This is a genomic window from Duganella sp. Root336D2, assembly GCF_001425005.1.
Classification (GTDB): domain Bacteria; phylum Pseudomonadota; class Gammaproteobacteria; order Burkholderiales; family Burkholderiaceae_D; genus Rugamonas.
The window spans coordinates 382,088-404,422 of sequence record NZ_LMDB01000037.1 but is presented as its reverse complement, the minus strand read 5'-3'; the positions used below and the strand labels follow the sequence as shown (position 1 = coordinate 404,422).

Sequence of the window (22,335 nt, the reverse complement as noted above, 5' to 3'; positions counted from 1 at the left end):
AAATGGACTTTAGCATAAAAGCACTCGACGCCAAGAACACCATCGCCAGCGCCAAAAGCGGCTGCATCGTGGTCGGCGTCTTCGAAAACAAGAAGCTCTCGAAAGCGGCTAAAGCCCTCGACGGCGCAGGCGAAATCACCGCCGCCCTGAAATCAGGCGACATCACCGGCAAAGCCGGCACCACCCTGCTGCTGCGCGGCCTGAAAGGCGCCGCAGCCGAACGCGTGCTGCTGGTCGGCCTGGGCGCCGACGAAGCTGTCGCCGAAAAAGCCTTCGGTTCCGCCATCAATGCCGCCATCAAGGCGCTGGGCACCGTGGCATCGGCGGACGCTATTATCGCACTGCCTCTGGAAGAAGTGAAAGGCCGCGACGCCAACTGGGCGATCCGCTGCGTGGTGCTGGCCGGCCGCGATGCCGTGTACCGCACCGACGCACAGAAATCCAAGAAAGACCCGGCATGGGCCGGTCCCGGGAAAGTGGCGCTGGCCGTGGCCAACAGCGCCGGCAACAAGCTGGCCCTGTCGCAAGCGCTCGCCACCGCCAACGGCATGGAACTGACCAAGGACCTGGGCAACCTCTCCGCCAACGTCTGCACCCCAACCTACCTGGCCAACGTCGCCAAGAAACTGGGCAAGGACTTCGGCTTTGAAGTCGAGATCCTGGAGCGCAAGCAGATGGAAGCTCTGAAGATGGGTTCCTTCCTGTCCGTGACCAACGGTTCCGAACAGGCGCCCAAGTTCATCGTCCTGAAGCACAAAGGCGGCAAAGCCAAGGATGCACCGACCGTCCTGGTGGGCAAAGGCATCACCTTCGACACCGGCGGTATTTCGATCAAGGCCGGTCCTGGCATGGACGAGATGAAATACGATATGTGCGGCGCAGGTTCGGTACTGGGCACCTTCCGCGCGATCGGCGAAATGGGCCTGAAGTCCAACGTGGTCGGCATCGTGGCCGCATGCGAAAACATGCCTTCCGGCCGCGCCACCAAACCGGGCGACATCGTCACCTCGATGAACGGCCTGACCATCGAAGTCCTGAACACCGACGCCGAAGGCCGCCTGATCCTGTGCGACGCCCTGACCTACGCCGAGCGCTTCAACCCTGCCGCCGTAATCGATGTGGCGACCCTGACCGGCGCCTGCATCGTCGCCCTGGGCCACCATAACAGCGGCGTGTTCGCGCGCGACGACGAAGCCGGCAATGCACTGATCGACGCCCTGATGGCATCGGGCAAAGCGACCGGCGACACCGCATGGCGCCTGCCGATCGGCGAGCAGTACAACGACCAGCTAAAGTCCAACTTCGCGGACCTGGCCAATATCGGCTCGCCAGGCGGCGCGTCCTGCACCGCGGCCGCCTTCCTGGAAAACTTCACCCGCAAGTATCCATGGGCGCACGTCGATATCGCCGGCACCGCATGGAAGTCGGGCGCCGCCAAAGGCGCCACCGGCCGTCCAGTGCCGATGCTGACCAATTTCCTGATCGGCCGCGCAGGCTGATATTTGGAGCAGTCAATAAAAAAGCCGGGGAAACCCGGCTTTTTCTTTAGTAGACCGACGATGTCGGCAGCTGCGGCGGCGCACCGCGCGCAGCAGCACCCTCCCCGCGTTGCAGGACGACCGTAATCGTGGAAGGCAAGTCAAAGCCGGCCCCCGTCTGTTTATCGACGATCTGGCCGGCTCCGAGGGTGAAGACGATATTGCCCCACTTGGAGGCATTCTGGCGCGCTTCGATCTGGTCATAAGCCCAGACATCTTCGCGGCGGCAGTCCACCACGAGCGGCTGGGTGCTCTTGCGCACGGTCACCCGCCCGGGGGAAGTCACGAACCAGCGCCCCCGGTCATTGGAGAGCACACAGCCGATGGCAGACACCTGCTGATGATCCAGCACGGTCTGCACCAGTACCGACTGCTCGGTCGAGTCGAACAAAGTGGCGCAGCCACCCGCCGCCGCTGCGCATAGCGCTGCGGACGCGAATCGACTCAGCCTGGTTGGCATGCAGTCAGGCTCAGTCGGCCGACTGGCCCCGTTTCTGGCGCAGGCCCTGAATGACGTGCATGATGTCGTCCATGCTGTTCGCACCAATGCCCTGGAACGCGTCCAGGACTTCGTTCAGGACTTCATTACGCACTTCGGCGTCAGCGACTGCAATAGCTTGCGGACGCTGGGTCGCTGCGCGTGCGCTTGCCTCGCGGGCGGACTTGCGGCCGGTAGGCGACTTGCCGTGTTCCAGTGCCGCTTGCCAGATCAGCCAACGACGTTGTGTCTCATACACCAGATACTCTTCTGGCTTGTCTTCGCGCCGACGGACGATTTGGCCGTCCTTCTGCGCCCATGCTTCGAATGCAGATCGCATGTGTATTCCTTTAGTTTGCAGTGCCCGTTAAATCGGAATTAGTTTCCCTATATTACCACTTATTTACCTACAACAACATTCAATTCGTTGTATATAAGCAAAAACACCCAGCTTCGCGGAAACAACTTCGATACCAACCGTTTAATTATATTGACGTTTACGGTTGTTGATAGCGTAATTTTAGTACCAATCTGATAACTTTGAAGCACTATTGGAAATTATTTTTACAGTGGCACCTTTTTGCGACAGGAAAGCACAATTTTGATGTCACCACAGAATCATTGTTTGGCTCAAATACGACAGCTTCCCATAGCATAGTGAGTATTGATAAGATCTGCCCCCACGCAACTTGAAAGCCCGACATGAAATTAGCCACTTGGAATGTTAACTCATTGAACGTTCGCTTGCCGCACGTTACGAAATGGCTGGGTGAAAATCCGGTCGATGTGCTGTGCATCCAGGAAACCAAGCTGACGGACGACAAGTTCCCGGTCAAGGAAATCGAAGCGATGGGCTACCAGGTCGTTTTCAACGGCCAGAAAACCTACAACGGTGTCGCCATCCTGTCGCGCCATCCGCTGCAGGACGTGGTCAAGAACAATCCGAAATACCCGGACGAACAGCAGCGCATCCTGGCCGCCACCATCAACGGCATCCGCGTGGTGAACGCCTATGTGCCAAACGGCCAGGCGCTCGACTCGGACAAATACACCTACAAGCTGGGCTGGATGGCCGGCTTCCGCGACTGGCTGGGCGAAGAGCTGGCGAACAACGCGCACCTTGCGGTGCTGGGCGACTACAACATCGTGCCCGATATCCGTGATACGCATGACCCGGCGATGGAAGGCGACATATTCTGCTCGGACAAGGAGCGCGCCGCCCTGCAGGCACTGTTCGACCTCGGCCTGCACGATTCATTCCGCCTGTTCGAACAGCCGGAAAAAAGCTTCTCCTGGTGGGATTACCGCATGCTGGGCTTCCAGAAGAACAAGGGCTTGCGCATCGACCACGTGCTGCTGTCTGCGCCATTGAAAGAACGCTGCCTGTCCTGCGTGATCGACCGCGCACCGCGCAAGTGGCAGCAGCCGTCCGACCATGCGCCGGTCATCGCGACGCTGGGCGCTTAAGCTGCCTGGCGTTCCATCATGAGCTGGGCGCGCACGCCCAGCACGGGTTTCGAGAACAAGTAGCCCTGGGCAAAAGTACAGCCTTGCGCGCGCAAGAGCTGGAACTGCCCTTCCGTCTCCACCCCTTCCGCCACCACCGATAGCTGCAGGCTGTCCGACAGCGCGATGATCGCGGCTACGATGGCGCGGTCTTCCGCGCTTTCTTCCAGGTCCTTGATGAAGGCGCGGTCGATCTTGATCTTGCGCACCGGGAAGCGCTTCAAATAAGCCAGCGAGGAATAGCCGGTGCCGAAGTCGTCGATCGACAGGCGAATGCCCATCGCATTGATCTGGCCCAGGATCTCCAGCGTCTGTTCGCCATGCTGCATCAGCGCCGTTTCCGTGATCTCGAATTCGATCAGGACCGGATCGATACCGGTTTCTTCCAGGGTGCGCCGGATCGAATCGACCAGGCCGCGATGCATGAACTGGCGCGCCGACAGGTTGATCGCCATCGGCACCGGCGCCATGCCTTGGCGCTGCCACTCCATGCTTTGCTCGCAGGCGCGGCGCAGCACCCATTCGCCGATCGGCACGATCAGGCCGTTTTCTTCGATCAGCGGAATGAACTGGTCCGGCATCACCAGGCCGCCGGCCGGGCGCCGCCAGCGCAGCAACACTTCCAGCGTAGCCAGCCTGCGCGTGGCGATATCCATGATCGGCTGGTAGTGCAGCTCGAACTGCCCCAGTTGCAAGGCTGAGCGCAAGGCGCTCTCCATCTCGAAATGCATGGCGGCCGCCATGTTCATCTCTTCGTTGAAGTACTGGTAATTATTGCGGCCGGAAGCCTTGGCGTGGTACATGGCCGCATCGGCATTGCGCATCAGCGTGGCAACGTCGCTGCCGTCATCGGGATAGGTGCAAATGCCGATCGACGGCGTGATATGCAGCAGGCGCCCTTCCAGCGGAATCGGCTCGGACAGCAGGTCGATGATCTTTTGCGCAACGTGGCTCGATTCGTCGGTGCCGTGAATGCCGGGCAGCAGCACCACGAATTCGTCGCCGCCCAGGCGCGCCACGGTATCGCTGGCCCGCACCGCACCCACCAGGCGCGCCGCCACCTCCTTCAGCAGGGCGTCGCCGGTCATATGGCCCAGCGAATCGTTGATGGTCTTGAAGCGGTCAAGATCGATGAACATCACGGCCAGGCGACACCCGGAGCGCTGCGCGGCCAGCATGGCGCGGTCCAGGCGATCTGCCAGCAGTGCGCGGTTGGGCAGGCCGGTCAGGCTGTCGTGGTATGCCATGTGGTGCACACGGGCCTCGGCCTGGCGGCGCTCCACGATTTCAGCCTGCAACTGCGCGTTCGCACCTGCCAGTTCTGCGGTACGTTCCAGCACCCGCACTTCCAGTTCGTCGCGTGCACGGCGCACCGCCTCGGCGGCTTCACGGCGCGAGGTGACGTCGTCGATCAGCCATACCGAGCGGCCTTTGGGATCGGCCATGTCGAATGGACGTCCCGACAGACGCGCCCAGAAACTGCTGCCGTCCTTGCGCACAAGCCGGTATTCGTAAGCGCTGGCGTGACCGGCCAGGAAGTCTTTTTCGGTCGCCTTGCGGGCCGCGTCCCAGCCCGCCAGGTCGGGATAAAAGGTCTGTACGCTGACGCCGGCCATTTCACCCGGGCCGTAGCCGAACAGTTCCTCCATCTTGGCGTTGCAACGAAGGTTGCGGCCCTTCTCGCAAACGGATATGCCCATTACCGCGCTGTCCAGGATGGCCTGGTTCTCCAGCAGCGCATTGCGCAGCGATTCTTCGTCGTGCTTTTGCGCGGTGCGGTCTTCGATGATCCAGATCGTACCCTGGGTTGGGTCTTCCGGATTGACCACATAGCCGATCAACTGGGCCCAGAAGTCGCTGCCGTCTTTGCGGCGCATCAGCGTCTCGGAGTGGAAGTGCCGGCCCTGGCTAAGCAGCGGGCCGGCAATGGAGCCGACCCGGTGATAGGTTTCGTCGTCCGGATAAATGGCGCGGCCCGGCATGCCCAGCGCTTCATCGCCCTGGTAGCCGAACATGTCGGCAAAGCCCCGGTTATAGCGCGTGATCAGGCGGTTCTTGGTGAACAGGATGCTGATCGAGGCATTGGTCATGATGGCCTCGACTTCCATCTGAGTCTGGCGCGACAAGGTCACGTCCTCCAGGATCCAGATAGTGCCGCCGGCGTTGTGCGCCTGGTCCACCGCCTGGGCGCGCACGCGGCACCAGATGATGGCGCCGTCCTTGCGCACCAGCTGGCACTCGCGCAGTTCGAACAGGCGGCCTGCAGCGAGCAAAGGCCCGGCCTGCAAGCCGAAAGCCGTGTGCTGCGCGGCCTGTTCAAACAGGATCGAAGCATGGCGGCCGCGCAGCTGCTCCAGCGTATAGCCGAACATTTCAGCCATGCGCGGATTGACCGTCAGGATTTCCTGGTTCTTGGTGAACAGGATGCCGACCGATGCATTGTCCAGGATCGCTTTCTGCTCCAGCAGCAGGCGCCCCATCGCTTCCGTCGCCACCCGCTGCTCATTGATATCTTCCAGGATGAAGACCGTGCCTTCGCGGGCATCGGACGGGTCCAGCGCACGGCCATTGGAGCGGCACCAGAACAGGCTGCCGTCGCGGCGGCGCAATTGCAGTTCCAGCGTCAGCGGCGTGCCCTGCGCCAGCACCGGAAAGTACTCGGTGCGCATGCGCAGCGCTTCTTCCGGGGTCGGGTACAGGATGTCGCTCGGCGCGCCCTCCAGCTCCTGGCGCGCATAGCCGAACATCTCGGCCGCGCGCATATTGCATTCGACCACGTAGCCGTTTTTGGCCAGGATGATGCCGACAGCCGCATTTTCCAGGATGGCCTGCTGCTCCAGCATGGCCTTGCGCAGCGCGCGCTGGTCGCGCTGGGCACTGCTGATGTCATTGAAGATGATGGTGGCGCCGCCATCGAGTCCGCCCGGCAGCGCCTTGACGGTCAGTTGCACGGCGATGTAATTGCCGCTGGCGTTGGTCAGCACGCTGTCCCACTTGGGCGCGGTGCGCGGCGCCATGTTCGGCAAGGCTGCGGAAACCACCAGCGCGGCATTCAACTGCGCATTCGCTTCGGCGCGCACATGGCGGGCAAACATCTCCACCACGTTGCGCCCGCGCGGGTCCGATTGCAGCAAGGCGTCGAATTCGGAGTTGGATGCGATCACCAGGCCGTCGGCATCGCAGGCGCAGGCCGGCATTCCGACCAATTGCAAGGCATTGGCCACAACTTCAACATTGCTCGAAACAGAATTCATGTACGCCTGGACTCCGGGGGTATCCAGCCGATCATAGCGTACAAAACTGGCGCGTCAAAGAAAACGCCGGGTTTGCTGGCCTTGTTACAACAAAGCCATGTGTTTTTGCCGACGCGCAGCATCAACCTCCTCTTTCAACCGTGCGTTGGCTCTCGGCGCAATTTGATATTCTTCGAAACTTTGTAAATTTGATAAGTGCACTCGGCGCACTTGTTCCCCCGGATAATTGATAGGAGTTGCCCGAATGTCGTTTGGTCCATTGGATGGCAAGACAGCGCTGGCGTCATCGCCCCCCGGCGAGGCGCCAGGCGTATCCGCGCTGGCCGGCAAACTGGCCGGCCAGGCACTACCCACCGCAGTAGACATGGCAACCCAGGACAGGCTGCCGCCTGCTGCTGCGCAGTTGGCGCAAGAAGCGATTGGCGCCGGGCTTGGCGCTATCGGGAGCGCTGAAGCAGTGCCGGCACCGCTGTTGCAGGGCGCGCCCGCATTGGCAGCGCAAGGCCTGGGCGGCGCCCTTCCTGCTGTCAACGCGCTGGCGGCGGAAACGCACGCTGCGCACTCCCGCGCAGTCGAAGAGGCTGCGCCCGCCGCCGCACCGGCCCTGGCCAAGGCGCTGCAAATCGAAGAACATCCGCTGGCCGGCCTGGCGATCGAGGACTTCATGTCGCCGGCGCCGGAATATGCGCCGGCTGTCATGAAGCCGCGCCTGGCAGCGCTGCAGCAGGCTGTCGGCAGCGGCCCGTTTGCCGCCCTGCACGAAGGCAGCCGCCTGCTGCGATTCTATTCGCCCCTGGAGGGCGACAAGGCCCTGCTGGTCGAAGCGGTGACCGGCGAATCCGCTCTATCCTCGCCCTACTGCTTCACCTTGCGCCTGCTCTCCAAGAGCTCCAGCATCGACCTGCAAGACCTGCTGGGCAAGAACGTCAGCGTCGGCGTGCGCCTGGCAGACGGCAGCGAGCAATTCATCAACGGCTACGTCAATGTCTTCGGATTCACCCGTTCGGACGGCGGTTTCGCCTTCTACCATGCCGAAATCGTCCCATGGCTGGCCTTCCTGCAACGCCGCACCAACTCCCGCATCTTCCAGGACCTGAGCGTGGTCGATGTACTGACACAGATCTTCACCACGGACTACGGCAGCCTGGCGGCCTATGAATTCAGGACCGCCAAATCCTACCTGCCGGAAAACTACATCGTCCAATACGACGAAACCGACGAGCACTTCGTCAGCCGCCTGATGGAGAAGTACGGCCTGTTCTACTACTTCGAGCACAGCGAGGAAGGCCACGTCATGGTGATCAGCGACGATTCGCGCGACAGTACTTTCTGCCCGCCGCAGTCGGCCCACGCCGAAATCGACTTCAATGGCGGCAACCGCTGGCACGAGCGCGATGCAGTCACCGCCTTCACTGCGCGGCGCGTGCTGCAGCCGACCAAGGTTGCCCTCAACACGTTTGACTTCAAGTCGCCCAATACGGTGCAATACGTGGAGCTGCCGACTGCCGCGCGCCAAGGCGATGTGCCGACGCTCGAAGTCTACGACGGCAATCCGGCGTTCTCCTACAAAGACCGCGACAGCGGTGAGCGCGAGGCGCAACTGCGCATGGAAGCGATGGAATGGCAGGCCAAGCTGTTTGCCGGCGAATCCGACTGCCGCGGCCTGGTTCCGGGGCACACTTTCAAGCTGCATGGCCACCACTGGTTCGACGTGACCGACGAAAAGGACAACGACTTCCTGGTCATCGGCGTGCGGCTCGATTGCCGCAACAACTTCTTCGCCAGCGACCAGGACGACGTTTATCGCAACAGCTTCAGCGCGATCCGCCGCAAGATCCCGTATCGCCCCGTGCGCGCGCATCGCTCGCCGCGCATGCCCGGCCCGCAGACCGCCACCGTGGTCGGCCCCAAGGGGCAGGAAATCCACACCGACCAGTATGGCCGCATCAAGGTGCAATTCCACTGGGACCGCTACGGGCGCCGCGACGCGGCAAGCTCCTGCTGGATCCGGGTATCGCAGCCGTGGGCCGGCAAAGGCTGGGGCACGGTTTCCATCCCGCGCATCGGGCAGGAGGTCCTGATCGATTACCTGGAAGGCGATCCAGACCGCCCGGTGTGTACGGGACGCCTGTTCAACGCCGACCAGCCGGCGCCCTACGCCCTGCCGGACGGCGCCCACATGATGGGCTTCAAGAGCCGCTCCACGCCGGGCGGCGGCGGTTTCAGCGAAATGGTGATCCACGACTCCAAGGGGGCGGAGCTGATCAACATCCACGCACAGAAGGACATGGTCACGACCGTGCAGAACGCGCACGCGACCACCGTCAACGGCCCGCACCAGACCAATACGGTAAGCCAGGGCTACCAGCGCAACACGGTCAAGCAGCAGATCGAAATAGTGTCGGAGACCTCCTATATCGACCAGCGGGCAAAGCAGCATATCGCGCTGACCGCCGAAACCGAACATATTGCCCTGACCGCGAAGAAGCACGTCGAAGTGGTGGCGGAGACGGAGCACATCGGCGCCACGGCAAAGAAATTCGTGGAGCTGAAGGCGGAGACCGAGCATATCGGTGCCACGGCGAAAAAGCACGTCATGCTCAAGGCAGAAACCGAGCATGTTGAGGTGGGCGCCAACAAATTCGTCGACATCAAATCCGACACCCAGCATATCCACCTGACGGCCAGCACCGACATCACGCTGCAAGTCGGCGCCAGCAAGATCGAGCTGCGCGCCGACGGCACCATCACCATCCAGGGCAAGTATGTCGACATCGTCGGCAGCGACCGTATCGACCTGAACAAGTAGGAGCCTCAACAATGCAATACCACACCAATAGCGCCACGTTCGATCTGCCAGCGCCGCTCAAAGACAAATCGATGCACATGTTCGTGATGCGGGATGATGGGCCAAGTGAATTCAGCGTCGTCATTACCCATGCCGACGTGCTGCCGGAAGAAAGCCTGGCAGATTTCGGCGATCGCCTGCGGCAGGAACTGGGCCGCGCCCTGCCCCGCTTCCAGCTGCGTGGCCTGAAGGAATGCCAGGTGGGCGCCTCCCCGGCCATCGAACTGGCCTACAGCTGGCGCAAGGACGGAAACTTCATGCACCAGCGCCAGGCCATCGTGCTGGTGGAGGGGCCAGCACCCGGCACGCGCCAGGCCATAATGATCGCGGCCACCTGCCTGAATGCCTTTACCGAAGAATGGAACGCAGCGTTTGACGGTCTTCTCGCCAGCATGACGCTGCGGAATCCTTTGAGCGTGGCTGCGGCCGCCCCCAAACGGAAAGTGGTGGCAGCTACTCAGCCATACACCTTCGCACTTTCTGCACGCCGGCGCAGCCTGCACGTCTACGCCAACCAGGCCGAGGCCTGCCGCAAGACCGACCCGCGCGAAGTGGAGCTGGAAACCTGGGCCTTCTTCGACGCTGCCGGCAACCGTTTGCAGCCGCATTTCACGGCGCCCAATTCCTACGATCCGGGCTTGCGCAACACGGGCATGTATCAATTGGCGGCCCATCCTGATCCCGACGCCACAAGCCTGCTCGACAACCTGCACCTGGCGGCCATCTACGATCCACCAATGGACGTTCCGGGTCTGCCGCATCTGGACGCGGTGCGCAATTTCCTCGAACAGCAGGCGGCCTAGCCATGGCACAAGCGGCAGCAAGGCTGAATGACCCGATCGGTCATAGCCCCACCATGAGCTGGCTGCTGGGCGGCCTGATCGCCGCCGCAGCTATCGCGGTGGCGGCGGTGGCCGTCGTCGGCACTGGCGGCCTGGCCGCCGCCGCCATCATCGGCGGCGCAGCAGCAGCCGGTGGCGGCATAGGTGAAGTGATGAGTACCATGAGTTGGGCGCCCAAAGAGGAAGTGGGCAACATCACCACCACAGGCTCACCCAACGTCTTCACCAACAGCCTGCGTGCAATCCGCGCCCACCTCGACACAGCGAAGTGCGACAAGCATACGGATACTGAAAAGGTGGCGACCGGCAGCGGCAAAGTCTTCATCAATAGCTGGCCAGCCGCACGCGTCGACGACAAGACCACCTGCAGCGCCACCATCACCAAGGGTTCTCCCAACGTGAATATTGGTGGCGAGACCGTGCAGACCGACGATATGCACGCCGAAGACCTGGTGCCGACCTGGGTGCATGTCGCACTGTTCGTCGTCGGCGCAGGCGCAGCTGTGGTGCTTGCCGGTCCCGTCGTCGCTGCCGGCGGGCTGATTGGCGGCATCCTTGGCGGAATGGGCGGGGGCTGGGTTGGCGGGAAAATATTTGGCGAAGGCTCGGACGGCCAGAAGTGGTCGATGCTGGGTGGCGGCCTGCTTGGAGGCTTCCTCGGCGCCAAAGGTGCCGGTCTGTGGAAGCCGACGTCGGTTTCCCCTAAAGCCGCCGCCCCGGGGGATGATGTTCACCCGAATGCGGACGTTGGCAGAAATCCCTTTACGCGTACGGGGTTACCAAGGAATACGGACCGCCTGGTGCTGAACCAGGGACAAAAGCCAACTTGCGGCCAGAACTCGATGGCCATGATAATGGATACTCTCGGTAAGCCTGTCGAAGTTGGCGCGCTCATTGATCGAGTACCGCCGGCCGGTGGTGGCACTACCATGCCGCGCATGGTCAGTTTGTTCCGCACCGAGGACGTTAAGGCTATGGCATGGACTGGCCGCAACGTGAATGACGTAGCAAAATACACGTCGAAAGGCGTGCCGATCATGGCGGTGATTGCAGATAATCCGAAGGCCAATCCCCCAGGATTCCTGCACTATGTTGTGGTTGACGGCGTAACTACGCGAAACGGCGTACGCGTTGTGGCTATCCGTGACCCGCATGGTAAGCAGTATTTTCAGCCCGTCAGCAAATTTGAACAGCATTTCACCGGCGAAGTCATCGTGCCGCGAAATGTCAGTGTCCCAAGGAGAAAGTAGTGAGTCTGTACCTGCATATTAATCTGCCAAAGAATCTCATTTCGGAAGAAATGATCCGGCAAAAAAACATCCCTTGCTTTTGCAAGGTAGCCAAGGAATTCGAAATCGAATTCCTGGACCCATTACCGGAAGCGACAGGTGTTGTGCAAGGTTGGGATTGGAAGCTGCTCCACGAGCGGGCTATTTCGGGCGTAGGCGGCATTTATACCCACTACACCTTCGGGATGGTGTCACTGGAAGCTGCGCAGCCGGGCGTCTACAAGGTCATCGACCTCGCCATGTTCGACACAAGCTTTGGCTGGTGCCCGGTGTTCCAGAACGGGGAATATGGCCCGCCCGGTAAATTCTATGACGATGACGACGAAGACGACGATATCAGGCGATGATGACGCGGTGGGCCTGCATGCGTCCAGGCGCGCAAGCGTCCGGCCGTCAAGCCGAACGCATAGCCTGGCGCATCAGGCGGCTGGCACCCTCACCCAGCCTTCCATCAGGACCCGCGCGCTGCGGCTCATGATGGCTTTCTTCACGGTCCACTCGCCATTCTCCTGCGTGGCCTGGGCGCCAACACGCAGCGTACCGGAAGGATGGCCGAAACGCACCGCTTCACGTTCGCCGCCCCCGGCTGCCAGGTTGACCAGGGTGCCGGGAATGGCGGCAGCCGTGCCGATTGCCACTGCTGCAGTGCCCATCATCGCGTGGTGCAGCTTGCCCATCGAGAGGGCGCGCACCAGCAGGTCGATGTCGCCGGCCTGCACCTGCTTGCCGCTGGATGCGGTGTAGCCGGTTGGCGGCGCGACGAAGGCCACCTTTGGCGTGTGCTGGCGCGTGGCCGCTTCCGACACGTCCTTGATCAACCCCATGCGCACCGCGCCGTGGGCACGGATGTTTTCGAACTTCGCCAGTGCGGCGGCGTCGCCGTTGATCGCATCCTGCAGCTCCGTGCCGGTGTAGCCGATAGCATCGGCATTGATGAAGATGGTCGGAATGCCGGCGTTGATCATGGTTGCCCTCAGTGTACCGACGCCCGGGACTTCCAGATCGTCGACCAGGCGGCCGGTGGGGAACATCGAACCTCCCGCTCCCTCCTCTTCCGCCGCCGGGTCAATGAACTCAAGCTGCACTTCGGCGGCCGGGAAGGTCACGCCATCAAGCTCGAAGTCGCCGGTTTCCTGCACTTCGCCATTGTTCATCGGAATATGCGCGATGATCGTCTTGCCGATATTGGCTTGCCAGATGCGCACCACAGCCATGCCGTCGCGTGGCACGCGGGCTGGAGCTACCAGTCCGCCGCTGATGGCGAACGCCCCGACCGCTGCGGAAAGGTTGCCGCAGTTGCCGCTCCAGTCGACAAAAGCCTTGTCGATGCTAACCTGGCCGAACAGGTAGTCCACGTCATGGTCGGAACGGGTGGAAGCGGACAGGATCACCGTCTTGCTGGTGCTCGAGGTCGCGCCGCCCATGCCGTCAATCTGCTTGCCATAAGGGTCCGGGCTGCCGATCACGCGCAGCAGCAAGGCGTCGCGCGCCTTGCCTGGCACCTGGGCCGCTTGCGGCAGGTCCTGCAGCCGGAAGAACACGCCCTTGCTGGTGCCGCCGCGCATATAGGTGGCGGCTATCTTGATTTGCGGTGCGTGTGCCATCATGCCGCCTTTGCCGATTCAAGGAAGTCCTGCGCGAAACGCTGAAGCACGCCGCCTGCTTCGTAGATCGATACGTCTTCCGACGAATCGAGGCGGCAGGTGACCGGTACTTCAACGCGTTCGCCGTTCTTGCGGTTAATGACCAGGGTCAGGGTGGCGCGCGGTGAGCGCTTGCCGATGACATCGAAAGTCTCCGTGCCGTCGATGCCAAGGGTCAGGCGGTTCACGCCCGGCTTGAACTCCAGCGGCAGCACGCCCATGCCCACCAGGTTGGTGCGGTGGATGCGCTCGAAGCCTTCGGCCACAATGGCCTCCACGCCGGCCAGGCGCACGCCCTTGGCGGCCCAGTCACGCGAGGAACCCTGGCCGTAGTCGGCGCCGGCGATCACGATCAGCGGCTGCTTGCGCTCCATATAGGTTTCGATGGCTTCCCACATGCGGGTCACCTGGCCTTCCGGCTCCACCCGGGCCAGCGAACCGGCCTTGATGCTGCCGTCGGCATTGCGCACCATTTCGTTTTTCAGCGTCGGGTTGGCGAACGTGGCGCGCTGCGCGGTCAGGTGGTCGCCGCGGTGGGTGGCGTAGGAGTTGAAGTCCTCTTCCGGCAAGCCCATTTTGTGCAGGTATTCGCCTGCAGCGGAATCCATCATGATCGCATTCGATGGCGACAGGTGGTCGGTGGTGATGTTATCGCCCAGCACGGCCAGCGCGCGCATACCGCTCAGGGTACGCTCGCCTGCCAGCGCACCTTCCCAGTACGGCGGACGGCGGATGTAGGTCGATTGCGGACGCCAGTCGTACAGCGGCTCGGCACGTTCGGCGGCTTCTTCGCTGCGCGCGAACATCGGGATGTAGACTTTGCGGAAGTGTTCCGGCTTGACGGAAGAAGCGACGATGGCGTCGATTTCTTCGTCGCTCGGCCACAGGTCCTTCAGGGTGATGGCCTTGCCGGCGGCGTCATGGCCCAGCACATCCTTCTCGATATCGAAGCGGATGGTGCCGGCGATGGCGTAGGCCACCACCAGCGGGGGCGAAGCCAGGAAGGCTTGCTTGGCGTACGGGTGGATACGGCCGTCGAAGTTGCGGTTGCCCGACAGGACGGCGGTGGCGTACAGGTCGCGCTCGACCACTTCCTTCTGGATCACGGGATCCAGCGCGCCGGACATGCCGTTGCACGAGGTGCAAGCATATGCGACGACGCCGAAGCCCAGCTTTTCCAGTTCAGGCATCAGGCCCGCTTCTTCCAGGTATAACGTGACAGCCTTGGAGCCTGGCGCCAGCGAGGACTTGACCCATGGTTTGCGCAGCAAGCCCGCCTTGTTCGCATTGCGGGCCAACAGGCCGGCGGCGATCATATTGCGCGGATTGTTGGTGTTGGTGCAGCTGGTGATGGCGGCGATGATCACGGCGCCGTCAGGCATCTTGCCCGGCTCGTTTTCCACCACGCCCGAAATGCCGCGTGCGGCCAGCTCGCTGGTCGGCACGCGCTTGTGCGGATTGGACGGACCGGCGATATTGCGCACCACGCTCGACAGGTCAAACGTCAGCACGCGCTCGTACTCCGCGGTGGCCAGGTCGTCCGACCACAGGCCGGTGTGCCTGGCGTAAGTTTCCACCAATTCGACCAGGTCGTCGTCACGGCCGGTCAGCTTCAGGTACTTGATGGTCTGCGCGTCGATGGAGAACATTGCCGCGGTGGCGCCGAATTCAGGCGCCATATTGGAGATCGTTGCGCGGTCGCCCAGGGTCAGCGCGGTCGAACCTTCGCCATGGAACTCCAGGTAAGCCGAGACCACTTTTTCCTTGCGCAGGAATTCAGTCAGCGCCAGCACGATGTCGGTGGCGGTGATGCCAGGCTGCGGCTTACCGGTCAGCTCAACGCCGATAATGTCCGGCAGGCGCATCCAGGAGGCGCGGCCCAGCATCACGGTTTCCGCTTCCAGGCCGCCCACGCCGATTGCGATCACGCCCAGCGCGTCCACCATCGGGGTGTGGGAGTCGGTGCCGACCAGGGTGTCCGGATACGCTACGCCGTCGCTCACCTGAATGACGGGCGACATGCGCTCCAGGTTGATCTGGTGCAGGATGCCGTTGCCTGGCGGGATCACGTCGACGTTCTGGAACGCCTTCTTGGTCCAGTTGATGAAGTCGAAGCGGTCTTCATTACGGCGGTCTTCGATGGCGCGGTTCTTGTTGAACGCATCCGGATCGAACCCGCCGCATTCCACCGCCAGCGAATGGTCGACCACCAGCTGCGTCGGCACCACAGGGTTGACCAGGGCTGGGTCGCCGCCCTGCTCCGCGATCGCGTCGCGCAGGCCTGCCAGGTCGACCAGCGCGGTCTGGCCCAGGATGTCGTGGCACACCACGCGCGCCGGGAACCATGGGAAGTCCAGGTCGCGCTTGCGCTCGATCAGCTGCGACAGCGACGCGGTCAGCATGGACGGGTCGCAGCGGCGCACCAGGTTTTCCGCCAGCACACGCGAGGTGTACGGCAGCGTAGCGTAGGCGCCCGGCTTGATCGCATCGACAGCTTCGCGCGCGTCGAAGTAATCCAGCCTGGTGCCTGGGAGTTGTTTGCGGTATTGGGTGTTCATGATTACTTGCGGTCCTTCAGTGGTACGAAGGCCAGGTCTTCAGGGCCGACGTAGTTGGCGCTTGGACGAATGATCTTGTTGTCGATGCGCTGTTCGATCACATGGGCAGCCCAGCCCGAAGTACGGGAGATCACGAACAACGGGGTGAACATGGCGGTCGGGACACCCATCATGTGGTACGACACGGCGGAGAACCAGTCCAGGTTCGGGAACATCTTTTTGATTTCCCACATCACGGATTCCAGGCGCTCGGCGATGTCGAACATCTTCATCGAACCGGCTTCCTGCGACAGGGAGCGCGCCACTTCCTTGATCACCACGTTGCGCGGATCGGAAATGGTGTATACAGGGTGGCCGAAGCCGATCACGACCTCCTTGTTGGCGACGCGGTTGCGGATGTCGGCTTCGGCTTCGTCGGCGTTTTCGTAGCGCTGCTGGATATCCAGCGCGACTTCGTTGGCGCCGCCGTGCTTCGGTCCGCGCAGCGCGCCAATTGCGCCGGTGATGGCGGAGTGGATGTCGGAACCGGTGCCGGAAATCACGCGGCTGGTGAAGGTGGAGGCGTTGAACTCGTGCTCCGCGTACAGGATCAGGGAGGTGTGCATCGCACGCACCCACGATTCGGACGGCTTTTCGCCGTGCAGCAGGTGCAGGAAGTGGCCGCCGATGGTTTCGTCGTCGGTTTCCACGTCGATGCGCTTGCCGTTGGTGCTGAAGTGGTACCAGTACAGCAGCATGGAGCCGAAGGAGGCCATCAGGCGGTCGGCGATGTCGCGCGCGCCGGCGATGTTGTGATCATCCTTCTCAGGCAGGCAGCAGCCGAGCACGGACACGCCGGTGCGCATCACGTCCATCGGGTGGGCCGATGCCGGCAGCGCTTCCAGGGCGGACTTCACGCCTTGCGGCAGGCCGCGCAGGGACTTCAGCTTCTTCTTGTAGCCTTTCAGTTCAGCCAGGTTAGGCAGCTTGCCGTGCACCAGCAGGTAGGCGATTTCTTCAAATTCGCAGGTGGTGGCGACGTCCAGGATGTCGTAGCCGCGGTAATGCAGGTCATTGCCGGTCTTGCCGACGGAGCACAGGGCGGTATTGCCGGCGGCAACGCCGGACAGGGCGACGGATTTCTTGGGCTTGAAGGCTGGGGCTTGTTCGGTCATGGCGGTCTCTCCTCGGATTATTTCTTGGCCGCTGCGAACAGCGCGTCCAGTTTTTGCTCGAAATCGTGATAGCTGATGCGCTCGTACAGTTCGGCGCGGGTCTGCATGGTGTCGACCACGTTCTGCTGGGTGCCATCGCGGCGGATCGCGGTGTACACATTCTCGGCAGCCTTGTTCATGGCGCGGAAGGCTGACAGCGGGTACAGCACCAAACCCACGTCGGCGGACTTCAGCTCTTCCACGGTGAACAGCGGGGTCGAGCCGAATTCGGTGATATTGGCCAGTACCGGCACTTTAACTGCCGCGGCGAACTGCTTGTACATGTCCAGCGAGATCATCGCCTCCGGGAAGATCATGTCGGCGCCGGCTTCCACGCAGGCCACGGCGCGCTCGATGGCCGCATCCAGGCCTTCCACGGCCAGCGCATCGGTGCGGGCCATGATCACGAAGTTTTCATCGGTGCGCGCATCCACGGCAGCCTTGATGCGGTCGACCATCTCGCCTTTGGACACGATTTCCTTGCCCGGACGGTGGCCGCAGCGCTTGGCGCCGACCTGGTCTTCGATATGCATCGCTGCGGCGCCGAACTTGATCATCGACTTCACGGTGCGCGCCACGTTGAAAGCAGAGGAGCCGAAGCCGGTATCGACGTCCACCAGCAGCGGCAGGTCGCATACGTCGGTGATGCGGCGCACGTCGGTCAGCACGTCGTCCAGGTTCGAAATGCCCAGGTCCGGCAGGCCCAGCGAGCCGGCCGCCACACCGCCGCCCGACAGGTAGATCGCCTTGAAGCCGGCGCGCTTGGCCAACAGGGCGTGGTTGGCGTTGATCGCGCCGACCACCTGCAGCGGGGATTCTTCTTGCACGGCCTTGCGAAAGGCGGCGCCTGCGGAATATTGGCTCATGATGTCCTTAACAGTTATGGAGAGTTTGCCGACCATAGTGCAAGTGGCGTGCCAGCCGCGCCGGTCCAGCAAAATCAAGTACTTGCAACGCCGGCGCCAGAGTATAATGTTCCAAATTGAAACACGTGCAACGTTTCAGGTGAAACATGCGACATTCCACTCCCCTGCCCTTCGACCCGGCCGACAAGCCTGTGATCTGGACCGTTTCAGTCTCGCGCCTGTCGGAACTGTTCCGCGATATCACACTGGAATACGATGCCCTGGCCGATATCGAGCCGATCAACCTCGGCTTCGACGAAGCCGCGCGCCACATCCGCGAACGCCTGGCGGCCGAGCGCTGCGATGCGGTGATCGCGGCAGGTTCCAATGCGGCCTACCTGAAAGGCCGCCTGTCGATACCGGTGGTGATCGCCAAGGCCAGCGGTTTCGACTTCATGCAGGCCCTGGCCCGCGCCCGCAAAGTATCGGACCGCATCGGCGTGATCACCTACCAGGAGGACATGCCCGCGCTGGCGGAGTTCGCAGCCACCTTCGGCGTTCCGATCGAACAGCGCACGTACGCGACCGAAGAAGACGCGCGCGCGCAAATCAACGACCTGAAAGCTGCGGGCATCAAGGCCATTGTCGGCGCAGGCTTGATTACCGACCTGGCTGAAGAAGCCGGCTTGACCGGCGTGTTTGTCTATTCCGCCGCCTCGATCCGCCAGGCCTTCGACGATGCACTGGAACTGGCGCGCCTGGCGCAGCTCGAAACCAATCGCAGCCGGCGCCACGTGGTGGCCGACACCCTGCGCGCCAAACATGGGCTGGCCGACCTGCGCGGTGAATCCGAGGCGATGGAGCGCGTGCGCCAGGCGGTCGTGCTGTACGCGAAGTCGCCCGCCACAGTGCTGATCCAGGGCGAAACCGGCAGCGGCAAGGAACTGGTGGCGCAGGCCATCCACCGCGAATCGCCGCGCACCCTGGGCGGCGCCAACCGGCCGTTTGTCGCCGTGAACTGCGGCGCCATCGCCGAATCGCTGCTGGAATCGGAATTGTTCGGCCACGAAGAAGGCGCCTTCACCGGCGCGCGGCGCGGCGGCCACGCGGGCCTGTTTGAAGCAGCCAACCGCGGCACGCTGTTCCTCGACGAGATCGGCGAAATGCCGCTTGCGCTGCAGACCCGGCTCCTGCGCGTACTGGAAGAACGCGAAGTGGTGCGGGTCGGCGGCACGCGGCCGATTCCCGTCAACGTGCGCATCATCAGCGCCACCCATTGCGACCTGGAGGCACGCGTGCGCGAAGGCCGCTTTCGCGCCGACCTGTTCTACCGCCTGGCCGTGCTGCGCCTGTCGCTGCCGCCGCTGCGCGACCGTCCAACCGACATCCAGCCGCTGGCCGAATGGTCATTGCGCACCGCACTGGCCAGCCTGGGCGCACGCGCCCACCCGAACCTGCCGGCCGAACTAGCCGCCTGCGCCCCGCTGCTGCTGCGCTACGATTGGCCGGGCAATGTGAGGGAACTGCGCAACCTGACCGAACGCCTGGCGCTATTCCTCGCCGCCGAACCGCTGCAAGCCCTGACACCAAGCTTCGTCATCGGCGTTGCGCCGGAACTGGGCGCGTCCCCGCACACGGCACCGCAACTGGCCGCACCGTTCGCATCGGCGCCACGCGCGAGCGCACCGGAACGCGTCACCGAAGTACTGGCACGTTTCGGCGGCCGCCGCGACGCCGCGGCTGACTACCTGGGCGTCAGCCGCACGACGCTCTGGCGCCGTTTGCGCGAAGAACAGGAAACCTAGTGCGCCTGCGGCATCGAAACCACATAATATTGCATCAATTACAATGCCGTAGTATCGTCTTGCCTTGATTTCAGGGGCAATTCATGGAATATCGCAGGGAAATTGATGGTCTACGGGCGGTTGCCGTCCTGCCGGTAATCCTGTTTCACGCAGGGTTCCAGCTGTTCGGCGGCGGCTTCGTTGGGGTCGATATTTTCTTCGTCATCAGCGGCTACCTGATCACGACGATCCTGATCCATGAACTGCAAGCCGGCCAGTTCTCGATCCTGAATTTCTACGAAAGGCGGGCGCGCCGCATCTTGCCCGCGCTATTCCTGCTGCTGCTCGCCTGCCTGCCGTTCGCCTGGTTCTGGCTGGTGCCCGATGATTTGAAAAGCTTTGGGCAAAGCCTGCTGGCCGTCACTGTCTTTGCATCGAATATCCTGTTCTGGCAACAGAGCGATTATTTCGATTCTTCCGCCGAATTCAAGCCGCTGCTCCACACCTGGAGCCTGGCGGTGGAAGAACAGTTCTACCTGCTCTTCCCCCTGTTCCTGATGCTGTTCTGGCGCCGCGACCAACGCGTGCTGCTTGCGGTGCTGGCAGGTACGGCGCTCGCCAGCCTGGCTGCAGCACAATGGGGCGTTGCCAAGGATCCGACTGCCACCTTCTTCCTGCTGCCCACACGCGGCTGGGAACTGGCCATCGGCGCCCTGTGCGCGTATTACATGTCGCGGCCGGGCGCCGGAGAGTATGCGCAGCGCACCCGCGAACTGGCCAGCCTGGCGGGGCTTGGCCTGATCGGCATCAGTATTTTCGCCTTCGACAAATACACGCCCTTCCCCAGCGTATATGCGCTGCTGCCCACGGTTGGCGCTGCAATGATCATCCTGTTCGCGGCGCCGCCGACTACGGTCGGCAAGATCCTGGGCAGCAGGATCCTGGTCGGGGTGGGCCTGGTCAGCTACAGCGCCTACCTGTGGCACCAGCCGCTCCTGGCGTTCGCGCGCCATCGCAGCATGGAAGGCCCCAGCACCGCGTTGATGGCCAGCCTGGTTGCGTTGACCATGGTGCTGGCCTACCTTAGCTGGCAGTTTGTCGAAAAGCCGTTCCGCAACCGCAGCAAGTTCGGCCGCCCGCAAGTCTTCGCGTTTGCCATCGCCGGCTCGCTGCTGTTTTTCGGCATCGGCTTGGCCGGCCACAAAACCGATGGTATGCGAAGCGTGAAAACTACGCCACAGCAGCAGGAGGTCCTGCGTACCGTCACTGCAAGCCCAGAGCGGGCTGTCTGCCATACCAAAGGGCTGGACTACCGCAAACCCCAGGACGCCTGCGCTTTCAATGCAACTGGCGGCGAATGGGCTGTATTCGGCGACAGCCATGCCATCGAACTGGCTTACGCGCTGTCAGTGGAGTTGAAGGACAGCCACCAGGGAGTGCGCCAGTTCAGCTTCAGCGGCTGCTCGCCTTCCTATCAGCGCGCAGACCTCAATCCCGGCTGTAGCGACTGGACGCGCGAAACGGTCGACTTCATCGCCGGCGATCCCCATATCAAGGAGGTAGTGGTCAGCTACCGCCTTCACAGCGCGCTGTTCGGCGACCATGAAGGCATTTACCCGCGCTTGCCGGACGAATTCTCCGATGCCAAGCGCAGCGCCATCTGGGCATCGTACAAGACGATATTGAACCGCTTTGTCGGCGCAGGCAAACGCGTGACCGTGGTATTGCAAGCGCCGGAACTGCCGCGCCAGGTGGACAAGCTGATACGCCAGGCCGAGGATCCACGCACCGTTGACGGTGTCACCCTGGACTGGTGGCGCCGTCGCAGCGCCTATGTCGAGCAACGGTTGGGCGAATTGCCTGCCGGCGTGCGCATCGTGCGGCCGGAATCGTTGTTTTGCGATGCAGCGCGTTGCTACGCCGTCAAGGACGCCAAAGCCCTGTATTTCGACGACGACCATATGTCCGTCTACGGCGCGGGTCTTGTCGCGCACGGTATCCTGGCGGGACAGGCGCGCGCCTGCGAAACCGGCTGCTCGCTAAAATCGACGGCATGGACGAGCACACCGAACAAGAGACACTAAAAGAACAGATGGGCCGCATCATTGAAGAGGCGCGCATGATACTGCCAGGTATCCAGGCACTGTTCGGCTTCCAGTCCATTGCCGTCTTCAACGACCGCTTCGAGAAGCTGCCGGTCTACGCCCAGGACTGCCATGCCGCCGCCCTGGCGCTGGTGGTGGTGGCCATCGCACTGGTCATGCTGCCTGCTGCCTACCATCGCCTGGCCGAACCGGGCCAGGTCTCCATGCATGCGATCAAAATTTCTTCGCGCGCCATCTGCTACGCCCTCGCACCGCTTGCCGCCGGCCTGGCGCTGGACATCGCCGTGGTCCTGTATATGGTCACAGGAAGCGACATGGGAAGCGCAGCCGGCGGCCTGGCCGCCTTCCTGCTGCTGATTGGCACCTGGTTCATTTTCCCCTTGCGCGCCCGCGGTCGCTCACACCGCCCCTGAGCAACCGCCTGTCATCCGATCCGACCACTCGTCATATCG

General features: G+C 62.5%; 16 protein-coding genes. 9 read left to right on the top strand and 7 right to left on the bottom strand.

The genetic code is table 11. From position 1 onward, the window contains the following. Positions 1–2 precede the first annotated feature (2 nt). Positions 3–1,499: a leucyl aminopeptidase gene (locus ASD07_RS26220; protein ID WP_055937445.1), complete on the top strand. Its 1,497-nt coding sequence runs from the start codon at positions 3–5 to the stop codon at positions 1,497–1,499. Between the two features lie 46 nt (positions 1,500–1,545). Here the strand turns inward: ASD07_RS26220 and ASD07_RS26215 are convergent, their stop codons facing one another. Both ASD07_RS26215 and ASD07_RS26210 read right to left on the bottom strand, forming a co-directional pair. Beyond that, positions 1,546–1,929, bottom strand: a complete 384-nt coding sequence (locus tag ASD07_RS26215; protein WP_229207295.1) for a hypothetical protein — start codon at positions 1,927–1,929, stop codon at positions 1,546–1,548. 79 nt (positions 1,930–2,008) lie between these two features. After that, the gene (locus ASD07_RS26210) at positions 2,009–2,356 is read right to left on the bottom strand and encodes a hypothetical protein (protein ID WP_055937442.1); all 348 of its coding nucleotides are present in this window, start codon (positions 2,354–2,356) and stop codon (positions 2,009–2,011) included. A gap of 362 nt (positions 2,357–2,718) precedes the next feature. On the opposite strand from ASD07_RS26210, the gene xth reads away from it, so the two are divergent. Further along, positions 2,719–3,483, top strand: a complete 765-nt coding sequence (xth, locus tag ASD07_RS26205; RefSeq protein ID WP_055937439.1) for an exodeoxyribonuclease III — start codon at positions 2,719–2,721, stop codon at positions 3,481–3,483. Here the strand turns inward: xth and ASD07_RS32175 are convergent. Continuing rightward, positions 3,480–6,776 carry a bifunctional diguanylate cyclase/phosphodiesterase gene (locus ASD07_RS32175; protein WP_055937436.1) on the bottom strand — a complete coding sequence of 1,099 codons (3,297 nt, stop codon included), beginning with the start codon at positions 6,774–6,776 and terminating at the stop codon, positions 3,480–3,482. The two genes, xth and ASD07_RS32175, sit on opposite strands and share 4 nt — an antisense overlap. Positions 6,777–7,020: 244 nt before the next feature. Here ASD07_RS32175 and tssI point away from each other — a divergent pair, with 244 nt between their 5' ends. The 4 genes from tssI to ASD07_RS26180 are packed head-to-tail and all read left to right on the top strand — an operon-like array spanning position 7,021 to position 12,102. Beyond that, positions 7,021–9,585: a type VI secretion system tip protein TssI/VgrG gene (tssI, locus tag ASD07_RS26195; RefSeq protein WP_055937434.1), complete on the top strand. Its 2,565-nt coding sequence runs from the start codon at positions 7,021–7,023 to the stop codon at positions 9,583–9,585. Positions 9,586–9,596: 11 nt separating this feature from the next. Next, positions 9,597–10,427, top strand: a complete 831-nt coding sequence (locus tag ASD07_RS26190; protein ID WP_055937431.1) for a DcrB-related protein — start codon at positions 9,597–9,599, stop codon at positions 10,425–10,427. Positions 10,428–10,429: 2 nt separating this feature from the next. After that, the gene (locus tag ASD07_RS26185; protein WP_055937428.1) at positions 10,430–11,716 is read left to right on the top strand and encodes a PAAR domain-containing protein; all 1,287 of its coding nucleotides are present in this window, start codon (positions 10,430–10,432) and stop codon (positions 11,714–11,716) included. Further along, positions 11,716–12,102: a hypothetical protein gene (locus ASD07_RS26180; protein WP_200953859.1), complete on the top strand. Its 387-nt coding sequence runs from the start codon at positions 11,716–11,718 to the stop codon at positions 12,100–12,102. Before ASD07_RS26185 ends, ASD07_RS26180 begins: the two co-directional genes overlap by 1 nt. A gap of 72 nt (positions 12,103–12,174) precedes the next feature. On the opposite strand, the gene prpF is transcribed toward ASD07_RS26180, so the two are convergent. From prpF to prpB, 4 genes are read right to left on the bottom strand one after another with little or no spacing between them, the layout of a single operon-like run. After that, entirely contained in the window at positions 12,175–13,359 is a 1,185-nt protein-coding gene (prpF, locus tag ASD07_RS26175) for a 2-methylaconitate cis-trans isomerase PrpF (protein ID WP_055937583.1), read from the bottom strand. Continuing rightward, positions 13,359–15,956, bottom strand: coding sequence for a Fe/S-dependent 2-methylisocitrate dehydratase AcnD (gene acnD / locus ASD07_RS26170; protein ID WP_055937426.1), 2,598 nt, complete (start codon positions 15,954–15,956; stop codon positions 13,359–13,361). Before acnD ends, prpF begins: the two co-directional genes overlap by 1 nt. A 2-nt stretch (positions 15,957–15,958) precedes the next feature. Then, the gene (prpC, locus tag ASD07_RS26165; protein ID WP_055937423.1) at positions 15,959–17,110 is read right to left on the bottom strand and encodes a 2-methylcitrate synthase; all 1,152 of its coding nucleotides are present in this window, start codon (positions 17,108–17,110) and stop codon (positions 15,959–15,961) included. Positions 17,111–17,127: 17 nt separating this feature from the next. Continuing rightward, positions 17,128–18,015, bottom strand: coding sequence for a methylisocitrate lyase (gene prpB / locus ASD07_RS26160; RefSeq protein ID WP_055937420.1), 888 nt, complete (start codon positions 18,013–18,015; stop codon positions 17,128–17,130). A gap of 146 nt (positions 18,016–18,161) precedes the next feature. On the opposite strand from prpB, the gene prpR reads away from it, so the two are divergent. The 3 genes from prpR to ASD07_RS26145 all read left to right on the top strand — a co-directional run bounded on the left by prpR (position 18,162) and on the right by ASD07_RS26145 (position 22,296). Further along, positions 18,162–19,799 carry a propionate catabolism operon regulatory protein PrpR gene (gene prpR, locus ASD07_RS26155; protein WP_055937417.1) on the top strand — a complete coding sequence of 546 codons (1,638 nt, stop codon included), beginning with the start codon at positions 18,162–18,164 and terminating at the stop codon, positions 19,797–19,799. A gap of 83 nt (positions 19,800–19,882) precedes the next feature. Beyond that, a complete protein-coding gene (locus ASD07_RS30470; protein WP_082507569.1) occupies positions 19,883–21,862 on the top strand; it encodes an acyltransferase family protein in 1,980 nt (659 codons plus the stop codon). Next, the gene (locus ASD07_RS26145) at positions 21,832–22,296 is read left to right on the top strand and encodes a DUF6328 family protein (protein ID WP_055937414.1); all 465 of its coding nucleotides are present in this window, start codon (positions 21,832–21,834) and stop codon (positions 22,294–22,296) included. The genes ASD07_RS30470 and ASD07_RS26145 overlap by 31 nt, the downstream gene beginning before the upstream one ends. The last annotated feature ends 39 nt before the right edge of the window (positions 22,297–22,335 follow it).